Below are 16,293 nucleotides of genomic sequence, written 5' to 3' on the forward strand. Positions count from 1 at the left end.
TCTGTTTCAAAAATATTAATGGCGAAATTTTACGCCGCAATAAACTGCTTTTTTTGTGAGGTAAGCAGTAACCCAATAAACGTAATAATGCCGTTAACCAATATCAACTCGTTGTCAAAAGTATAACCGAATAATTCCGTTGAATGCGAGCTGAGGTAATAACAAATACCCGGCGATATTAAACAGATAAACGGCACCAATTTATCTCTAACCTGCCTGTTCTTCATAAACAACCCGAACGAGTATAAGCCTAACAATGGCCCGTACGTGTATGATGCCACTTTGAATATGGCGCTTACTACAGCATCGTTATTTATCGAATTAAAAATAACTATAGTTAACAACAGTAGCACGGAAAAGCCGATGTGCACATAGTGCCGCGTGGCAACGTTGGCTTTGCTGTTAACATCTTTTCCTTTGTTAAAATTTAAAAAGTCAACACAAAACGAGGTGGTTAACGCGGTAAGTGCCGAATCGGTAGTGGCAAAGGTAGCAGCGGTTAGCCCCAACATAAAAACTATAGCGGGTATCACTCCTAAATACTTTAAGGCGATGGTAGGGTAGAGGTAATCGGTTTTTTCAACCGTAACGCCGTATTTTGTTGCGTACATATACAACATGGCGCCTACACATAAAAAGAAAATGTTGATCACTACGAAGACCCCGGTGAAGCTAAACATGTTTTTTTGCGCTTCGCGGATGTTTTTAAGACTGAGATTTTTCTGCATCAGGTCCTGATCAAGGCCCGTCATGCCTATGGTGATAAACATGCCGCCAATAAATTGTTTGCCGAAATGAAAGTGACTGGTGAGGAAATTATCAAAGAAAAACACTTTAGAGTAGCTGCTGTTCTTTACTGCTTCGGCAGCTTCAAAAACGCTCATATCCAAACTTCGGCAGATGAAGTAAATGGACAAAAATACTGATGATACCAGGAACAGCGTTTGCAAACTATCGGTTATAATAATGGTTTTTAAGCCGCCTTTAAAGGTGTAACCCCATATCAGCAGCAAACAAATTATCACTGTTGCGAAAAACGGAATGCCGTAACTATCGAATATAAATCGCTGTAAAACAATAACCACTAAATAGAGCCTAAATGCTGAACCAATTGTGCGACTGATCAGGAATATGCCCGCAGCGGTTTTATAACTCCAGGTGCCCAGTGCATGTTCAATGTAGCTGTAAATTGATGTCAGCTTCATGCGGTAATACAAGGGCAGTAATACCGTTGCTACTATGATGAACCCCGCCGCGTTACCCAAAATGAACTGAAAATAAGCAAACTGGTCACCGCTTGGCGCGCCAACTTTACCCGGTACAGATATGAACGTTACACCGCTTAAGGCAGTGCCTATCATACCGAAAGCTACCAGATACCATTTAGAGTTTCGGTTGGCAACAAAAAAGGTGTCGTTATCTGCTGATTTACGGGAGGTGAGCCATGAAATGAGTAACAACACTAAAAAGTAGCCTATAATGAACGATAAAAGTATGCCGGATGTCATGATTTATTTGTAGGTATTTTTAACCCAAGCGTCATTGCGAGGTACGAAGCAATCTCTGAAAAGGGCATTCCGGCCTGCAAAGTTTGGGATTGCTTCGTACCTCGCAATGACGGTTTGTGTTTGCGAACTGTAAGCGATTTACCTAATATTTCTTACTTTCGCAACATGAATTTCTCCTCCAAACTTTTGGAAAATGCAGTAGCCGAGTTCTCGAAATTGCCGGGCGTGGGCCAAAAAACCGCCTTGCGTTTAGTGCTGCATCTGCTTAACCAAAATAAGCAGGAGGTTGAACAATTCAGTGGCGCTATAACTAAACTCCGCAACGAGATACAGTTTTGTGCTACCTGTCATAACATATCAGATACCGCTATTTGCGAGATATGTTCATCCCCCAAACGCGATGCGGGTGTAATATGTGTAGTGGAAGATACCCGCGACGTGATGGCCATTGAAAATACCAGTCAGTTTAACGGATTGTACCATGTATTAGGCGGTTTGATATCGCCAATGGATGGCGTAGGTCCAACCGATCTTCAGGTGGATTCGCTGGTGGAACGCCTTAAAGATGGAGAGGTGAAAGAGGTGATATTCGCCCTGAGCGCTACCATGGAAGGTGACACCACTATATTCTATCTGAACAAAAAATTAAAACCCTTTAACATCACCATTTCAACTATAGCCCGTGGCATAGCTTTTGGAGGAGAGTTGGAGTACGTAGACGAGATCACCTTAGGCAGATCTATCGTAACGCGTGTTCCTTACGAGAACTCTTTAACCAAGTAATATGAAGCTATCAGTTGTTGTTGTAAATCATAACAGATGTGATCTGTTGAAACTTACGCTTAATTCGGTTATCAAATCGCTAAATGATATTGATAATGAAGTTATTATAGTAGATAATGCTTCAACAGATGATAGTGTGATCATGCTTGAAACGCAATACCCGCAGTTCCGTACAATAACAAATCAAGCTAACGAGGGAATGGCTAGGGCTGCAAACCGTGGTATACAGGCTTCAAGAGGCGAGTATGTTTTAATAGTCAACCCTGATGTTATTTTAGGAAAAGAGACCTTAGAAAAGGTCACTGCCTACCTGAATGAACACAAGGATGTTAGCGGCCTGGGTGTACGTATGTTAGGACCGCAAGGAACATTTTTACAAGAGTCAAACAGAGGACTTACCAAGCCCTGGGTGAGCTTTTTTAAGCTTACCGGTTTGGCAAAACATTTTCCAAAATCGCGTTTAACCAATCGTAATCATAAGGAGTGGGTGCAGGAGTTTCAAACTTCAGAAATTGATATTTTGAATGGCGCATTCATGTTAGTACGCCGTTCTGTTTTTAATGAGATAGGTGGCTTTGACGAACGTTTTCTTCAATATGGTTATGATATTGATTTCTCCTACCGTATGCGCTTAGCCGGTTTTAAGAATTTTTACTACCCGAAAACCTACGTCATTAACTTGAAAAGTTCGCACGCACCAAAATTTAGCTGGACTTTCATAAAGCAATTTTATGGTGCTATGTTTATCTTCGCTTCCAAGTACCTGTTTAAACTGCCTGAAATAAAAGTACCGGGCATACAGCTGTACCCGGCGCAATATGAAGTTGAAAGATAAAACGGTAATTATTACAGGTGCCTCATCGGGCATTGGAAAAGCATTAGCTACAGAATTTGCCAAACGCGGCGCTAATTTAGTTTTAGGAGCGAGGCAATACGTTACACTTTGCGAAATAGCACAATCTCTTGAAAAACAATATAATATTAAAGCCGTAGCTGTACAGTGCGATGTTGTGAATGAAAGCGACTGCGAGCAACTTGTAAAGCAAACCGTCCTAACTTTCGGAAAAATAGATGTATTGGTTAATAATGCCGGTATCTCTATGCGTGCATTGTTTAATGATGCCGATGTGCAGGTGCTCAAATCGTTAATGGATGTTAACTTTTGGGGGATGGTGTACTGCACCAAATATGCCATGCCAGAACTTTTAAAAACCAAAGGCACCGTCGTAGGTGTATCGTCCATTGCCGGCTACAAGGGTTTGCCTGGTCGTACTGGTTACTCGGCTTCTAAATTTGCTATGAATGGTTTTTTGGATGCACTGCGCGTAGAGAACCTAAAAACCGGTGTAAATGTACTTACGGCTTGTCCGGGTTTTACGGCATCCAATATACGTAACACCGCATTAAACAAAGACGGTATTCAACAGGGCGAAAGCATGCTGCAAGAAGAAAAAATGATGACCGCAGAACAGGTAGCCACTATAATTGTGGATGGCGTTGAAAACCGTGCTCGCACTCTCATCATGACCGGGCAGGGAAAACTTACCGTGTTGTTAAGTAAACTAATTCCCGGTGTACTGGATAAATTGGTTTATAACGTATTTGCTAAAGAGAAAGACCCGCTGTTAAAATAACGTTTGAGCTTGCTTACTGCCCGGCAGCGTTATAGTAAAGGTAGTACCAATACCCAATTTGGTTTGTAAGGTCAAACTACCGTTATTTTGAGCTATCATATCCCTGCAAAGTATTAAACCCAGTCGGTTGCCTTTTTCGCCCTGATCAGTTAAGCTAACTGCATGTTCCAGACTAAATAATTTTTCAACCTCCGCTTCGTTTATGCCAGGGCCGGTGTCTTTAATTGTAATAACGGCATCATTCCCGTCAATTTTTGAAGCTATCTCAATCTTATCGCCGGTACTGCAAAATTTAACACTGTTTGACAGCAGGTTCCTGATCACTAAACGGATCATGTTAGGGTCGGCATATACAATTACGGGATGCTTTACCTTGTTATTTACTTTAAGTCCTTTAAACTCAATTTTGGTTTGGAAAAGGTGCAGATTATCCGTGATGGTGTCTTTTACATCAAAATCTTCGGCTCTAACCACTATACCCTCCAGTTGACTCTTTGACCACTCTAACAAATTATCAAGGAATGCACCCGTTGTTAGTATAGTATCTTCCAACCGGCCAAGCAGCGCGCGCAACTCATCCTCTTTGATATCTCCTTCGCGGTATATTTTGAACAATGTATGCAGGGTGTTGAGCGGCCCACGCAGATCATGAGATATAATAGAGAAGAATTTATTTTTTACGGAGTTGAGGCGTTCCAATTCGGCATTCTGACTAGTGGTAAGCTCCATTTGGGCGTTGATCTCTTCATTAAGCAACTCCAGCTCTTTGTTAATGTGAGCTATTTCTTCCTTTTGTTGAATGAGCTGCTTATTTACAATTTGCTTTTCCTTATTGCGCTTGTAAAGTACCACAACAGCAAGCGTTACAAAGGCTAATGTTGCTATAATAATAACCAATATGTTATTATACTGCTGTAATTTAGTTAGATAGCCCGTGTTTTCTGATTTTATAGTTCTGTTATTATCGGCAAGGGCCGTGTTCTCTTGTTTAACCCTTTTAAACTCAACAACAGTAATATCCTTTACCAGCTTTTCATTTCGTAAGCTATCTATTATATCAACATATTCTGATTGATACGCAAATGCTTTATTTATATCTTTTTTCTGTTTATAAACCTTGATCAGTTCGTGTAGCATTAATGAAATGCCATTTTTGGTTTTTATTTCGCGACAAATTTTCAAGCCTTTAAGGGCATTATACTCCGCCTTTACATAATCTCCCGTCGCCCTGTAAACTTGTGAAAGAGCCAGCATAACTGCTGCCTGCTGATAGGTATCCTGAAGGGTTACCATTGCGGTTAGTGCACTGTCTAAATTAGCTATGGCTAAATCATACTCTTTTAAATGTAAATAGGCCAAACCTTTGGCACGCTGTACCAAACCTACACCATTAACATCATTAAGCTTTTTACGTATTGTTAAACTTTTATCCAGGTAGGTTAGTGCAAGTTCATTCTTGTTTAAGTCCTGGTAACAATTGCCTAAATTATAAAGTGCGTAGGCAATACCTCGTTCATCTTTGTCGGCCGTATAGGTTTTAAGGCATTCGTCAAAGTAAGTTTTTGCTAAAGCGGGTTGCCCACGGTCAAAGTACAACGAGCCGATGTTGGTATAGCATTGATTTATACCAGGCAGGTATTTTATTTTTTTGAATATATTAAGCGCAACAAAGTAACAGCTTATAGCTTCTTTTGCATTATCCAGTTTGTCATTTGCAAAGCCCATGTTGGTTTGGCTTTTACCCATAACCATTTCATAGTTTATTTTAGCGGCTGTGCTGTAGGCTTTTTGAAAGTACATAATACCGCTATCAAGCTTACCCTGTATTCCGTATGCGGTACCAATGCTCAAGTATGCATCAGCAATTGATCTTTGGTCGTGAAGTTTACCCGCCAGCTGTGCCGCTAATTTTGCATATTTTAATCTTTGATTTAGGTCAACCTGTGTATAAGCTGAGGCAATTTCTTTTAAAAGGACGATGCGGGATGTGTCTTGTTTGGTTTTGTTAAGCGCAGTTTTTAAACTGTCAATCTGTTTGTTTTGTGCAAAGCAGGGTAATGCCAATAAAAGCAATAGCCAATGCAAGCTATGCTTTATAGCGTTTTGGGGATTCGCGAGAAAGTTGGTCATCAATAGTGGCGGCAACCGGAAAAATATTTTCGTTTACCGATAGCTAATATAATGATAACCTACTATTCGCCAAATAAAAGACGCTTTATTTGCCTGATTGCTGGTATTTGTAATGCAGGCGTTTTAGTGTTTCTTCGGATGCTTCATCTGCTGAAGCGCCGTAGCCATCTACCAATATACCTTTAACGCCCGATGGTGATGCCAATGCATAAACAGTTGCTTCATCAGCAGGATCGGTTTGGCCTTCGTACCTGTACACATCAACTATCTCAAATTCATCAGCAGTATAAGCCTGCTCGCCAACCATCAATTGGTTTTGCTTTAGGTTGAAATCGCAGCTGAAACCTTGTTTGCGGAGTTGTTCAATAGCATCAGATACGGTAGCGTAGTGAAATTTTTGTCTTTCCATGGTAGTAAGTTGGGATGTATAAAGCTACAAAAATATTATAATACAGCTTTGATCATACGGTCACGACCGCTCAAATCTTTTCGTAACTCAATTTTTTCAAAGCCCTTGTTTTTCAGCATGTCAACAGTTTCATTGCCATAACTTTCGTTGATCTCGAAAAACAGCAGTCCGCCTTTTGTGAGTTTTTTCAAAGCCAGGTCTGCTATTGCCTTATAAAAAAGCAAAGGATCATGTTGCGGAACAAACAAGGCAGTGTGCGGCTCAAAATCTGTTACGTTAGTATGCATTTGGGTTTTATCAAACGGCGTTACGTATGGCGGGTTAGAGATGATGAGGTTAAAGGTAAAAGGCAAAAGGTTAAGGGTGGATTGTTGCAGAACATCTGTTTCAATAAAGTTTACTTCAACTTCATTGAGTTCAGCATTTGCTTTTGCGGTTTGCAAAGCCTCGTTCGAAATATCCATGGCCCATACCTTTGCATTAGCTAAGATCTTTTTTAAGCTGATGGCAATGCAGCCGCTACCCGTGCCAATATCTAAAATATTGGGACTATCAACGCTTAAATCGCTTTTCAATACCCAGTCAACCAGCTCTTCAGTTTCGGGGCGGGGTATCAGTACAGCAGGGTTTACTTTGAAGGGCAGCCCATAAAACTCAGTATGCCCTAAAACATATTGAAGCGGCTGGCCTTTAGCCAGCTCCTTTAATATATCTGAAAGTCTGGTTTGCTCTTCAGGTGTTATATCATCGTCAGGAAATGCTTTGATGTAAGCGCTTGATCGTCCGGTTATCTCCCTTAGCGCCGTTAAAGTTATTGCGTCGGCTTCTTGTTTGTCATACAGGTCGCTCAACTGTGCTGAATAGCTCACAAATACATCTTTAACGGTTTGCATAGTGCAAAGTAACATAAAAAGCTACTTTTGTACTATGCCATCCCACGAAATATACATGCGCCGCTGCCTTGACCTTGCAGCGCAAGGTAAAAGCTCTGTTAGTCCTAACCCCATGGTAGGATCGGTGATTGTGCATAATGGTATTGTTGTGGGAGAGGGATACCATCAAAAATATGGCGGTCCACATGCAGAAGTGAATGCTGTAAATGATGTGTTTTGCCGTTTTGATAACGCCGCTGAGATACTTCGCGAATCTACAATATACGTTTCTCTTGAGCCCTGTGCTCACTATGGCAAAACGCCGCCATGTGCTGATCTCATCATCAAACACCGCATACCCAAGGTGGTTGTAGGCTGCCGCGACCCGTTTGACCAGGTAGATGGAAAAGGTATAGAGAAGTTACAGCAAGCAGGTATTGAGGTAGAATTAGGTGTGTTGGAGCAGGAGTGCCGCCACCTTAACCGCAGGTTTTTTACCCGCGTGCAACAGCACCGGCCCTATATTATTTTAAAGTGGGCGCAAACTGCCGATGGCTTTTTCGCGCCTGGTGACAACAGTCAGTTTTGGATAACCGGCGCTGAATCACGCCAACTGGTGCACCAGTGGCGCACGGAAGAGGATGCTATTTTAGTAGGTAAGAATACCGCCGCCATTGATAACCCACAGTTGAACGTGCGCTATGCAGAGGGCCGTAACCCCAAACGTGTGGTGATTGACCGTAGGTTAGAACTCGATCCTAATTTGCATCTGTTTGACCAATCTGTAGAGACGCTCATTTTCAATGAGATCAAGACCGATACACACGGTAAGAATAAATACATCGCCCTGGAAGATTTTAACCGATATGTACCACAGTACATCATGTATCAGTTGTATTTGCAGGATATACAGTCGGTTATTATTGAAGGGGGCGCGCATACCTTACGCACTTTTATTGAGGCGGGGATGTGGGATGAGGCCCGTGTATTCACCGGCAGGCCCTTGTTACACCATGGCATACCGGCACCACTTTTAACCGGAACCAAAACAGACGAAGTACAATGCGGCAATGACCTGCTGCAAGTTTGGTATAATGCTTAGTTTGATTTTATGCTGTTTGACGATACCTATCATACTATAAAAGCACCCAGCGAAGGTCTGTTCCGCGATAAAGGGAGTAAGTTTTTAGCTTTTGCTTATCCTATTACCTCAGATGCGGAGATCAAAGAGCATGTTAGTCGTTTAAAGGCCGAGCATCCCAAGGCCAACCACCATTGCTGGGCCATGCGTTTGGGTACAGACCGCTCTGTGTTCCGCGTTAATGACGACGGCGAGCCCTCTGGAACCGCGGGAAGGCCCATTCTGAATGTTTTGTTATCCCGGGACATCACCAATATACTGGTAGTTGTGGTGCGCTATTTTGGGGGTACCTTGTTAGGGGTTCCTGGGCTGATCAATGCATATAAACACGCCACAATTGATGTGCTTGAACATGCTTCGGTCATTGAACGCTCTGTTCAGGATGTGTATGAGGTGGCCTTTGCTCATGAACACATGAACGAGGTTATGCGAATGGTAAAAGACAACCAATTAACCGTACTGGCGCAAGACTTTGATACCCTTTACCGCATGCAGTTAAGTGTGCGCAAAATGAAGGTAAACGAGGTTTTAGGGCGTTTGGAAAAGTTGCCTAACATCCAGATCAATTACCTCAGAACCGTTTAAATCGTTTCAGTGAGTATATGAAACGATGTGAGACGATATTTTATTTAATTGGCTAATAGTTAGCTGTTTAATTAAAAATAGTGAAACGAAAATGAAACGGGTGAAACGATTTTTCTCAAACTTTTAAGTAGGTAACATCAGGTTTAAATATATAATAACTGATTGAGAGTAAGCTGATTGTTTAAATTGCTACTTTTTCAAAATTACATTAATAACTTTTTGTCTTTTTCTGTTGTCAATACCGGTAAACGCATCCTGATCTGCAAGGCGCCAGTAAACTTTTACCAGTTCTACCTTATCGGCTCTTAAAATATGTGCTGCTGTGGCTGGCGAATCACTATAAAATTCTTCACCATCTACAAATATGCGTGCAATGGTATCGCCCTGCGCTGTTATCTTACCATCTCGCTGAATGGTAAAAGAGATCATTTTCTTCAGCAGGTCATCCAGTTTATCATTGGGTTGAATAACATAAGTGCTTGCTTTAAATATTGCAGTGTCGGTCCGTGCTACGGTTCCGTTGTTGGCTTGTGCGAATGTTTTGTTGCTGATTGATAAAGTACTTGAAATGATCAGGAGGTTTAGGGCAAGTTTATTCATTGTAAGGTAATGATGTGAAAAGATTATTTAAGTTACTCAAATTTTCAGTTAAAACAATACAAATTTTAAATCATAAAATAATAGATGTTTTATCAAGATAAATGCGCAATACCTGATATGATCAATATAAATCTAAATATTAACTATTGGTAGTTTTTTACGTGATTTTATGCTATTAATAATTAATTTTTTTCTTTAAAGAATATTATCTACATTGATTTAAAATAAACGTTATCATGAAAAAAATTATCTATGTATTTGGAGCATTAGCGCTTACATGCGCGTCTCCCTACGTTAACGCTAAAGCGTTGGCAACAGAAAAAACCTTTTTAACAACCGTTCAGGAGCAGTCTTATTTAGCAGGCTATTTCACTAAAAACAGCAAAATTTACGCGGTTTGGGTTGAAGATGATCCGGACGGCTTTAGCACAGTGGTTGCTGTTTACAATTATACAGATGGAATTGATGAGCCGGATTTTTACGGCGTTATTGAACCTGGCGGGTGGAGCCATGTAACCGTTATTTATGATACGGGTTCTGTACAATATGTTGGATATTTGAGAGCGACACCATAGATCTTCTCTATACGAGAAAAGCATCTAAAAAACAGGTGCTTTTCTTTTACAAATACATCTCCAGATCGCCCTTGCCCTCACGTATAATCTCAAAATCACCTGTGGTGCAGTCAACTACTGTTGACGGAATGTTATCGCCGTAACCGCCGTCAATTACCATATCAACCAGCCCCTCGTACTTCTCATGTATCAATTCCGGATCAGATGAGTACTCAATCACATCGTCGTCATCATGAATAGAGGTAGACAAGATAGGGTTACCCAGTTCTTTCACAATGCAGCGGGCTATGTTATTATCGGGTACACGTATACCTACGGTTTTTTTGTTGGAGCTAAGCAGTTTGGGCACCGCGTGGCTTGCATTAAATATAAAAGTAAACGGACCCGGCAATGCTTTTTTCAGTACCCTAAACGTGGTGTTGTCAATGGGTTTTATATAGTCGGAAATATGGCTGAGGTCGTAACAGATAAAGGAAAAGTTAGCCTTTTCGGGTTTAATGTTTCTTATTTTACATATCGCCTCAATAGCCCTGTGGTTGGTAATATCGCACCCCAAACCATAAACCGTATCGGTAGGGTAAATAATAATGCCGCCTTTGCGCAGCACCTCCACTACCTGTTGTATGGTTTTTTCGTTTCGATTTTCAGGGTATATTTTAATTAACATGTTATGACTTCGTATTTAATTAAACGCAGCTGCCGATTTTCTGTTTGCAATATACGCTAAAACCGAGTTTGTCATTGCGAGGTACGAAGCAATCTCACGCTGCCAAGTATCCCGGTATGAATAGTTCGCGATGCATAGTTCACGATTGCCACGCTATCGCTCGCAATGGCAATACAACAAAAAAGCCCTCCCGGAAAGTTTCCGGAGAGGGCCCATTATACAATTTGACCGAAAAAATTATTTTTTACTTGACGCTCTTGCAGCGCCTGCTTTTGTGGTGTTCCAGTAAATAAACACACCGCGATTAGTAGCCGTAACAATGTCAACGGCACCGTCCTTATTCAGATCTGTAGCCAATACGTCCGAACCTACGCCTGAGCGGTTATGCACCAGCTCAGGTACAAACCTTGCGCCTCCCGGCGCTTTAGGGTCGCGCACGGTTTTGTACACATACGTTACCGGAGGTCCGTACGGATCAGGATCTAAAAATGTATCCAGGTGACTGAAATAGCGCTTCCCTGTTATAAAATCTGGAATGCCATCTCCGTCAATATCGGCAAATGCTGCGCCATGTGCTTCAGAGAAGGTTACACCGCCGGCATTTTTTGCGCTGTAATCATCCATTATCATGTGGCGCACAAAGCTAATTTTACCTGCGGCATCGCATTTTTGCTCAAACCAGGCCAAGCCAAAACCGTGGGCATTTAGGCTGGTCACCACATCGGGCAGTTTATCTCCGTTCACATCATAAATGCCCATGGTAGCGCCGCCCACGTTTGAGCCACGGTGACCGTAGCGGCCAAATGCTACAGGGTGATACTCCCACAGCATTACGCCATCATCATTTTTTGGATGTTCCCACCAGCCATTAACGTTGGTAATGTCCATCAAGCCATCGCCGTTAATATCGCCTACGCCAATGCCGTGGGCATTAGCTAACCCACGTTCAGAAATAGCACGTTGTATCCACGGTTTGGTTGGGTCTGATGGATCGGGCTTGGCATATTTCATTTGTCCGCCACCGCCAAAAACCAACTCTGGTTTACCATCGCCATCAACATCGCGGAACAATGTAATTTCCGACTGTACCCCTGTAACAACCGTGTATTTTTCCCAACGGCGCGATTCACCCTTCGGATTGATGAACAGATAGCTGGTTGATGGGCCGGTTAAAATATCGGGCCAGCCATCGCCGTTAAAATCGTACGTATATTGACAATTGTAGGCTGTAAAGTTTTTTGACGGACTTACCGAAGATGCAAACTCGATCTCACGCGAGCGGGTAAATTCCGGTCCGTAATAGATCATGGGTCCGGCTACTACATCCATTACGCCATCACGGTTAAAATCGCCCGCTCCCGCAGCCCATGAGTAATACATATCCTGTATTTGCTGTACCTTAAAGCGTGCCGAACTTTGCTCTTTGAGCAGGGTTTTGATGCCAACATCCTGATAGCTTAACTCATTAAACTGCACCTGCCCGTTACCATTCACCATTAAAGCAAACGCACCGAAATTGCCATCAGTTTCCTCGGCTGCAACGCCGCTTTCGCCACCATCATTAAAATAAGCGCGCAGCATGTTAAGGTCAATAATTCCTTCAAACTGGTTCCATTGGCCGGGCACAACAGTAGTAACGGGTCGGGTAATCGGTAATGTTACAGCCGGAGCAGCGCCGCCGGGACCGCTGGGGCGCGGTGCTCCGCCACTGGGTCGGGCAGGAGCATTGGGATCAAGTGGTGGTGCCTGGCGGATAATGCCGCCTACGTTACGCAATTTTTCACGACTTTTTTCTTTCCCCTGCGCATCTAAGGTGACTTTATATGAACCTGTTTCAGCACCTTTTACAGATACCAGAAAGCCTTTGTACCCATCGCTGGTTTTTTCCATGCGAAACAAAAAGCCAACTTCTGTATTTGCATCTGCTTTAAAAAGTGTGTGTAATTGTATATCCTGAAATGATTTGTCGGAAACTAAGTAGCCAACGCCATTTGCTTTGACTGTTACAAGGCCGTTTGCAGCCTGCCAGCTACCACTACCGAGGGTGTGGAAACCATTTAAGGCAGAAGCTTTAAAAGTATAATCAGGAATGAGGCTCATGCCTCGCCCTGTAAAATCGCCGGGCGTGCCTTGCCCGTATGATAGGGCAGTTAAACCGGCTAATATGATGGTTGAAATGATACGTTTCATTTTCTTCTCTTAAGTTTTGGAAAGGACTATTTCTTTTTGTCGGGGAGAGTGAATACCACGTAGCCCGATGGATAAGCGTCCGGTAGCTTTGCTCTGTCGCCCGCTTCGGGGCCAAAGGCGCTTTGCGCGGGTACTATTAAGTATTGCTTGCCGTTAACCTGGTAGGTGCTCATTGGCGCGTCGGTATCCCGCGGCAGATCATATTTCCACAGCACCTTTCCGTTTTCTGCATCAAAAGCATAGATCTGGCCGTTAGCAATGGTGGCAAATAATATTCCTGTTGAGGTAACGATCATGCTTTTACGCTGCGAACCTGCAGGCACACCCATTTCTTCCTGACCTGTTTTTAAAGGGATGCGCGCATCCTGACCAATAGGTTTTTTCCAAAGTACGGTGCCTTTGTTCAGATCGTACGCTGTAATGGTGGTCCATGGCGGCGTAACCAGATCGGTGTTGGCCAAGCCATATGGTGTGGTATACCTATCAAAGTTTTTTACGCCTTCTGGATAGTCTGTTAACATTTTGGTAGGGCGCTGCGTGTTAAAAGCAACAGCATCCGGCGCGCCACCTGATGCTACCACGGGGCCGGTCACGGGTGTAGCTGTGCGGGCGCTACCAAAACCACCCGGACGACCAGCACCGCCCGGAGGACCACCTGCAGATGTATTACCTGTTATAAAGCGGTAAATGCCATTAAGCGTTTGCTCATCAATATGCGCGAAAGGTGGCATTTGGCCTTTACCTGTAGCAACTAACGATTTAAAAGCTTCTAAAGTAACGCGGTTGCCAATGTTATTGATAGCCGGGCCAACGGCACCTTCGCGGTTAGCGCCATGGCAGGTTTGGCAATTTTGTACATATGCTGTTTGCGCTGCAGATATTGCCTGTGCAGACATGGCTGTATTGCGGGGCGGCGTTTTAGTTAATCTGTAAATAGAACCATGATTCATGGAGGCCACATACACAATGCCTTTTTTAGGGTTGGATGCGGTGTTGCCCCAATTAGCGCCGCCTACGGCACCGGGCATAGCAATCACGTCGTATTTATCGCTCAATGGCGTAAATAATCCTGATCTGGCCGCGGCTACTTTGCGTTTTATGCTGTCGGCGTGGCCGGGAGTCCAGTAAGGGTTCAAATCTTCAACTGTAACTTTCTGACGGGTGAATGGAGGTAGTGTAGAGTGCGGTTGTGTTGGCCAGGCCTGTTCGCCCGCAACATCGCTCGGCGGAACAGGGCGTTCTTCTATCGGAAAAAGCGGATCACCGGTTACTCGGTCAAATACATACAAAAATCCTTGTTTGGTAGCTATGGCAACCGCGTCAACGCTTTTGCCGTTTTTATCAACGGTGATCAATTGTGGCGCGGCGGTGATATCATAATCCCAAATATCATGATGAACCGTTTGATAGTGCCATAACCTTTTACCGGTGCGCGCATCCAAAGCCACAATACAATCACTGAACAGGTTGGCACCAATACGATCTGCGCCATAATAATCATAAGTTGGGGAGCCAAGCGGTACGTAGACAATGCCGCGCTGCTTGTCTAACGACATTTCGCCCCAGCAGTTAACGCCGCCTATGTATTTATAAGCCTCTTTGGGCCAGGTATCATAACCATATTCCTGTGGTTGGGGTATGGTATGAAATATCCATTCCAGTTTGCCGGTGAGCACATTGTAGGCACGAATATGTCCGGGCGCAGAAAACAAGCCCTCACCCGGAGCCGAACCCAGTATGATGGTATTTCCAAAAAGCTGTCCCGGTGTGGGTGAGGCACCTCTACTCACGGTTTCCGGGTCGCGGCCCAGGTCATTTTTTAAGGAGATGAAGCCATTGTTGCCAAAGCTGAGGATAGACTTGCCTGTAAGCGCGTCAATTTCCTGAAGCGTATTGTTCAGGGAAAATATAAGGCGGCGATCTTTTCGGTCGGCACTTTCCCAGTAGTTCACCCCTTTACGGGTAATGCCTGCCAGGCCGCTGTGTATCCAGATTTCTTTACCGTTGACTGCGTTCACAGCTATCAACGAGTTGTTCTTGCCCATCAGGTACATAACGGTATCCACCACAATGGGGTTAAAGTTATATTCCACATTGTCCATGGTGGGGTAGTGCCAGGCTACCTGCAACTGGTTAACGTTGTTTTTGGTAAACTGATTCAACTCGGTATAGCGCGACATATCAGGTCCGCCGCCATAGGTGGTCCATGTTTTGTATGGAATGATGCCGGTAGGGGTGTTAACAATGGCACCTTTACGGGCCATACACCCCGCAACAACCGCTGCCAGGGTAAGCGCAAAGATGCCTACATAGATCCACCCTTTGAGTGGTGGTTTTTTGTAGAAATTTGAGTTCATATATAATTTGAGTAAAAACGGGTTTCGTAACGGGTATTTAGCAAAAAACCAATAGCACCAAAAGGGCGTGTAAAAACGTCCTCGTCAAATCAAAAAAACAAACCTCGCGGCTTTAGGTAATTGGTATAATTGCTGGCTAAATGCAGTTGGTATGCAGTATGGGGGATATGCTCAACCAACTAATTAGCTGGCTACAAATTAGTAAGATAAACAGCTATAAAGCAACATATAGCCTAAATGTTACACGGTTGGTCATTAGGCATTCGTCATTAGGCATTAGTCATTGGGATTGGTCATTTGTCATTAGGCATTTGTCATTAGTCATTAGTTGCACGGTTGAGAACATTGCTTACTGCGATACCCAATAGCGATCAGATAAGCCCAATGACAAATGACAAATGACCAATTAAATAAGCGGTTTGGTTTGCCGCTCTCTGAAATAGCTTATTTTGGCCATAAACATTTCGGCCATGGCTTTACCGCGCCATTTGGCTTCTTCGGCTTTCTCGCCTTTAAAAAACATATCAACAGTTGAGCGCCACAAAAACAACCAGCGTTCAAAATGTTCGGGTTGTACAGGCAGTTTGGCATGAGGTGGAAAAGGACTGCCGAAGTAAGTATGATCGCCCAATAAAACAGTTTGCCAAAACGTATACATCTTTTCCAGGTGTGGTGTCCAATCCTGAATAATATTATTGAATATAGGGCCTATTAGTTTATCCTCTTGTACACCACCGTAAAAGGTATTCACTAAAAGTTTTATGTCGTCAAGGCTGCTGATATCCTGTTTCATGGCTGGTGATTTTTGAACAAAACTATTTATAAAACATGTTAGCAGTGTC

At 43.2% G+C, this 16,293-nt stretch carries 15 protein-coding genes; 6 read left to right on the forward strand and 9 right to left on the reverse strand.

Features of this window, described 5'->3' with window-relative positions; genetic code table 11:
* Nucleotides 1-29 precede the first annotated feature (29 nt).
* On the reverse strand, nucleotides 30-1,508 hold the full coding sequence (locus tag CLV57_RS08440; RefSeq protein WP_100340865.1) for a sodium:solute symporter: 1,479 nt from the start codon (nucleotides 1,506-1,508) through the stop codon (nucleotides 30-32).
* A 165-nt stretch (nucleotides 1,509-1,673) separates the two neighbouring features.
* On the opposite strand from CLV57_RS08440, the gene recR reads away from it, so the two are divergent.
* From recR to CLV57_RS08455, 3 genes are read left to right on the forward strand one after another with little or no spacing between them, the layout of a single operon-like run.
* On the forward strand, nucleotides 1,674-2,291 hold the full coding sequence (gene recR, locus CLV57_RS08445) for a recombination mediator RecR (RefSeq protein WP_100340866.1): 618 nt from the start codon (nucleotides 1,674-1,676) through the stop codon (nucleotides 2,289-2,291).
* Between the two features lies 1 nt (nucleotide 2,292).
* The gene (locus CLV57_RS08450) at nucleotides 2,293-3,126 is read left to right on the forward strand and encodes a glycosyltransferase family 2 protein (protein WP_100340867.1); all 834 of its coding nucleotides are present in this window, start codon (nucleotides 2,293-2,295) and stop codon (nucleotides 3,124-3,126) included.
* Nucleotides 3,110-3,925, forward strand: coding sequence for an SDR family oxidoreductase (locus tag CLV57_RS08455; RefSeq protein ID WP_100340868.1), 816 nt, complete (start codon nucleotides 3,110-3,112; stop codon nucleotides 3,923-3,925). The genes CLV57_RS08450 and CLV57_RS08455 overlap by 17 nt, the downstream gene beginning before the upstream one ends.
* Here CLV57_RS08455 and CLV57_RS08460 read toward each other — a convergent pair.
* From CLV57_RS08460 to prmC, 3 genes are all read right to left on the reverse strand, one after another.
* Nucleotides 3,917-6,055 carry a tetratricopeptide repeat-containing sensor histidine kinase gene (locus CLV57_RS08460; RefSeq protein ID WP_100340869.1) on the reverse strand — a complete coding sequence of 713 codons (2,139 nt, stop codon included), beginning with the start codon at nucleotides 6,053-6,055 and terminating at the stop codon, nucleotides 3,917-3,919. The two genes, CLV57_RS08455 and CLV57_RS08460, sit on opposite strands and share 9 nt — an antisense overlap.
* Before the next feature lie 85 nt (nucleotides 6,056-6,140).
* Nucleotides 6,141-6,464: a hypothetical protein gene (locus CLV57_RS08465; RefSeq protein WP_100340870.1), complete on the reverse strand. Its 324-nt coding sequence runs from the start codon at nucleotides 6,462-6,464 to the stop codon at nucleotides 6,141-6,143.
* Between the two features lie 35 nt (nucleotides 6,465-6,499).
* Complete coding sequence (gene prmC / locus CLV57_RS08470; RefSeq protein WP_100340871.1) at nucleotides 6,500-7,357, reverse strand: peptide chain release factor N(5)-glutamine methyltransferase; 858 nt, start codon at nucleotides 7,355-7,357, stop codon at nucleotides 6,500-6,502.
* A 34-nt stretch (nucleotides 7,358-7,391) separates the two neighbouring features.
* Between prmC and ribD the strand changes: the two genes are divergently transcribed.
* Nucleotides 7,392-8,438 (forward strand): bifunctional diaminohydroxyphosphoribosylaminopyrimidine deaminase/5-amino-6-(5-phosphoribosylamino)uracil reductase RibD, encoded by a 1,047-nt coding sequence (gene ribD / locus CLV57_RS08475; protein ID WP_169927068.1) that lies wholly within the window; start codon nucleotides 7,392-7,394, stop codon nucleotides 8,436-8,438.
* A gap of 9 nt (nucleotides 8,439-8,447) precedes the next feature.
* Nucleotides 8,448-9,062 carry an IMPACT family protein gene (locus CLV57_RS08480; RefSeq protein ID WP_100340873.1) on the forward strand — a complete coding sequence of 205 codons (615 nt, stop codon included), beginning with the start codon at nucleotides 8,448-8,450 and terminating at the stop codon, nucleotides 9,060-9,062.
* Between the two features lie 189 nt (nucleotides 9,063-9,251).
* Here the strand turns inward: CLV57_RS08480 and CLV57_RS08485 are convergent, their stop codons facing one another.
* Entirely contained in the window at nucleotides 9,252-9,662 is a 411-nt protein-coding gene (locus CLV57_RS08485; RefSeq protein WP_100340874.1) for a hypothetical protein, read from the reverse strand.
* Nucleotides 9,663-9,898: 236 nt separating this feature from the next.
* Here CLV57_RS08485 and CLV57_RS08490 point away from each other — a divergent pair, with 236 nt between their 5' ends.
* Complete coding sequence (locus CLV57_RS08490) at nucleotides 9,899-10,237, forward strand: hypothetical protein (RefSeq protein ID WP_100340875.1); 339 nt, start codon at nucleotides 9,899-9,901, stop codon at nucleotides 10,235-10,237.
* Between the two features lie 46 nt (nucleotides 10,238-10,283).
* Here CLV57_RS08490 and CLV57_RS08495 read toward each other — a convergent pair whose 3' ends face one another.
* The 4 genes from CLV57_RS08495 to CLV57_RS08510 all read right to left on the reverse strand — a co-directional run bounded on the left by CLV57_RS08495 (nucleotide 10,284) and on the right by CLV57_RS08510 (nucleotide 16,244).
* Nucleotides 10,284-10,904: an L-threonylcarbamoyladenylate synthase gene (locus tag CLV57_RS08495; protein ID WP_100340876.1), complete on the reverse strand. Its 621-nt coding sequence runs from the start codon at nucleotides 10,902-10,904 to the stop codon at nucleotides 10,284-10,286.
* Between the two features lie 237 nt (nucleotides 10,905-11,141).
* Nucleotides 11,142-13,094, reverse strand: coding sequence for an FG-GAP repeat domain-containing protein (locus tag CLV57_RS08500; protein WP_100340877.1), 1,953 nt, complete (start codon nucleotides 13,092-13,094; stop codon nucleotides 11,142-11,144).
* A gap of 26 nt (nucleotides 13,095-13,120) precedes the next feature.
* Entirely contained in the window at nucleotides 13,121-15,451 is a 2,331-nt protein-coding gene (locus CLV57_RS08505; protein ID WP_100340878.1) for an outer membrane protein assembly factor BamB family protein, read from the reverse strand.
* A gap of 406 nt (nucleotides 15,452-15,857) precedes the next feature.
* Nucleotides 15,858-16,244: a group III truncated hemoglobin gene (locus CLV57_RS08510; protein ID WP_100340879.1), complete on the reverse strand. Its 387-nt coding sequence runs from the start codon at nucleotides 16,242-16,244 to the stop codon at nucleotides 15,858-15,860.
* Between the last annotated feature and the right edge of the window lie 49 nt (nucleotides 16,245-16,293).

It is taken from the genome of Mucilaginibacter auburnensis (assembly GCF_002797815.1).
Taxonomy (GTDB): domain Bacteria; phylum Bacteroidota; class Bacteroidia; order Sphingobacteriales; family Sphingobacteriaceae; genus Mucilaginibacter; species Mucilaginibacter auburnensis.

What these genes read in the sequence shown, in the direction of transcription:
- CLV57_RS08480 (WP_100340873.1), top strand. Translation starts at nt 8,448, where the DNA reads ATGCTGTTTGACGATACCTATCATACTATAAAAGCACCCAGCGAAGGT.
- CLV57_RS08465 (WP_100340870.1), bottom strand. Translation starts at nt 6,464, where the DNA reads ATGGAAAGACAAAAATTTCACTACGCTACCGTATCTGATGCTATTGAA.
- CLV57_RS08485 (WP_100340874.1), bottom strand. Translation starts at nt 9,662, where the DNA reads ATGAATAAACTTGCCCTAAACCTCCTGATCATTTCAAGTACTTTATCA.
- CLV57_RS08495 (WP_100340876.1), bottom strand. Translation starts at nt 10,904, where the DNA reads ATGTTAATTAAAATATACCCTGAAAATCGAAACGAAAAAACCATACAA.
- CLV57_RS08440 (WP_100340865.1), bottom strand. Translation starts at nt 1,508, where the DNA reads ATGACATCCGGCATACTTTTATCGTTCATTATAGGCTACTTTTTAGTG.
- recR (WP_100340866.1), top strand. Translation starts at nt 1,674, where the DNA reads ATGAATTTCTCCTCCAAACTTTTGGAAAATGCAGTAGCCGAGTTCTCG.
- CLV57_RS08460 (WP_100340869.1), bottom strand. Translation starts at nt 6,055, where the DNA reads ATGACCAACTTTCTCGCGAATCCCCAAAACGCTATAAAGCATAGCTTG.
- CLV57_RS08450 (WP_100340867.1), top strand. Translation starts at nt 2,293, where the DNA reads ATGAAGCTATCAGTTGTTGTTGTAAATCATAACAGATGTGATCTGTTG.
- CLV57_RS08510 (WP_100340879.1), bottom strand. Translation starts at nt 16,244, where the DNA reads ATGAAACAGGATATCAGCAGCCTTGACGACATAAAACTTTTAGTGAAT.
- CLV57_RS08455 (WP_100340868.1), top strand. Translation starts at nt 3,110, where the DNA reads ATGAAGTTGAAAGATAAAACGGTAATTATTACAGGTGCCTCATCGGGC.
- ribD (WP_169927068.1), top strand. Translation starts at nt 7,392, where the DNA reads ATGCCATCCCACGAAATATACATGCGCCGCTGCCTTGACCTTGCAGCG.
- CLV57_RS08500 (WP_100340877.1), bottom strand. Translation starts at nt 13,094, where the DNA reads ATGAAACGTATCATTTCAACCATCATATTAGCCGGTTTAACTGCCCTA.
- CLV57_RS08490 (WP_100340875.1), top strand. Translation starts at nt 9,899, where the DNA reads ATGAAAAAAATTATCTATGTATTTGGAGCATTAGCGCTTACATGCGCG.
- CLV57_RS08505 (WP_100340878.1), bottom strand. Translation starts at nt 15,451, where the DNA reads ATGAACTCAAATTTCTACAAAAAACCACCACTCAAAGGGTGGATCTAT.
- prmC (WP_100340871.1), bottom strand. Translation starts at nt 7,357, where the DNA reads ATGCAAACCGTTAAAGATGTATTTGTGAGCTATTCAGCACAGTTGAGC.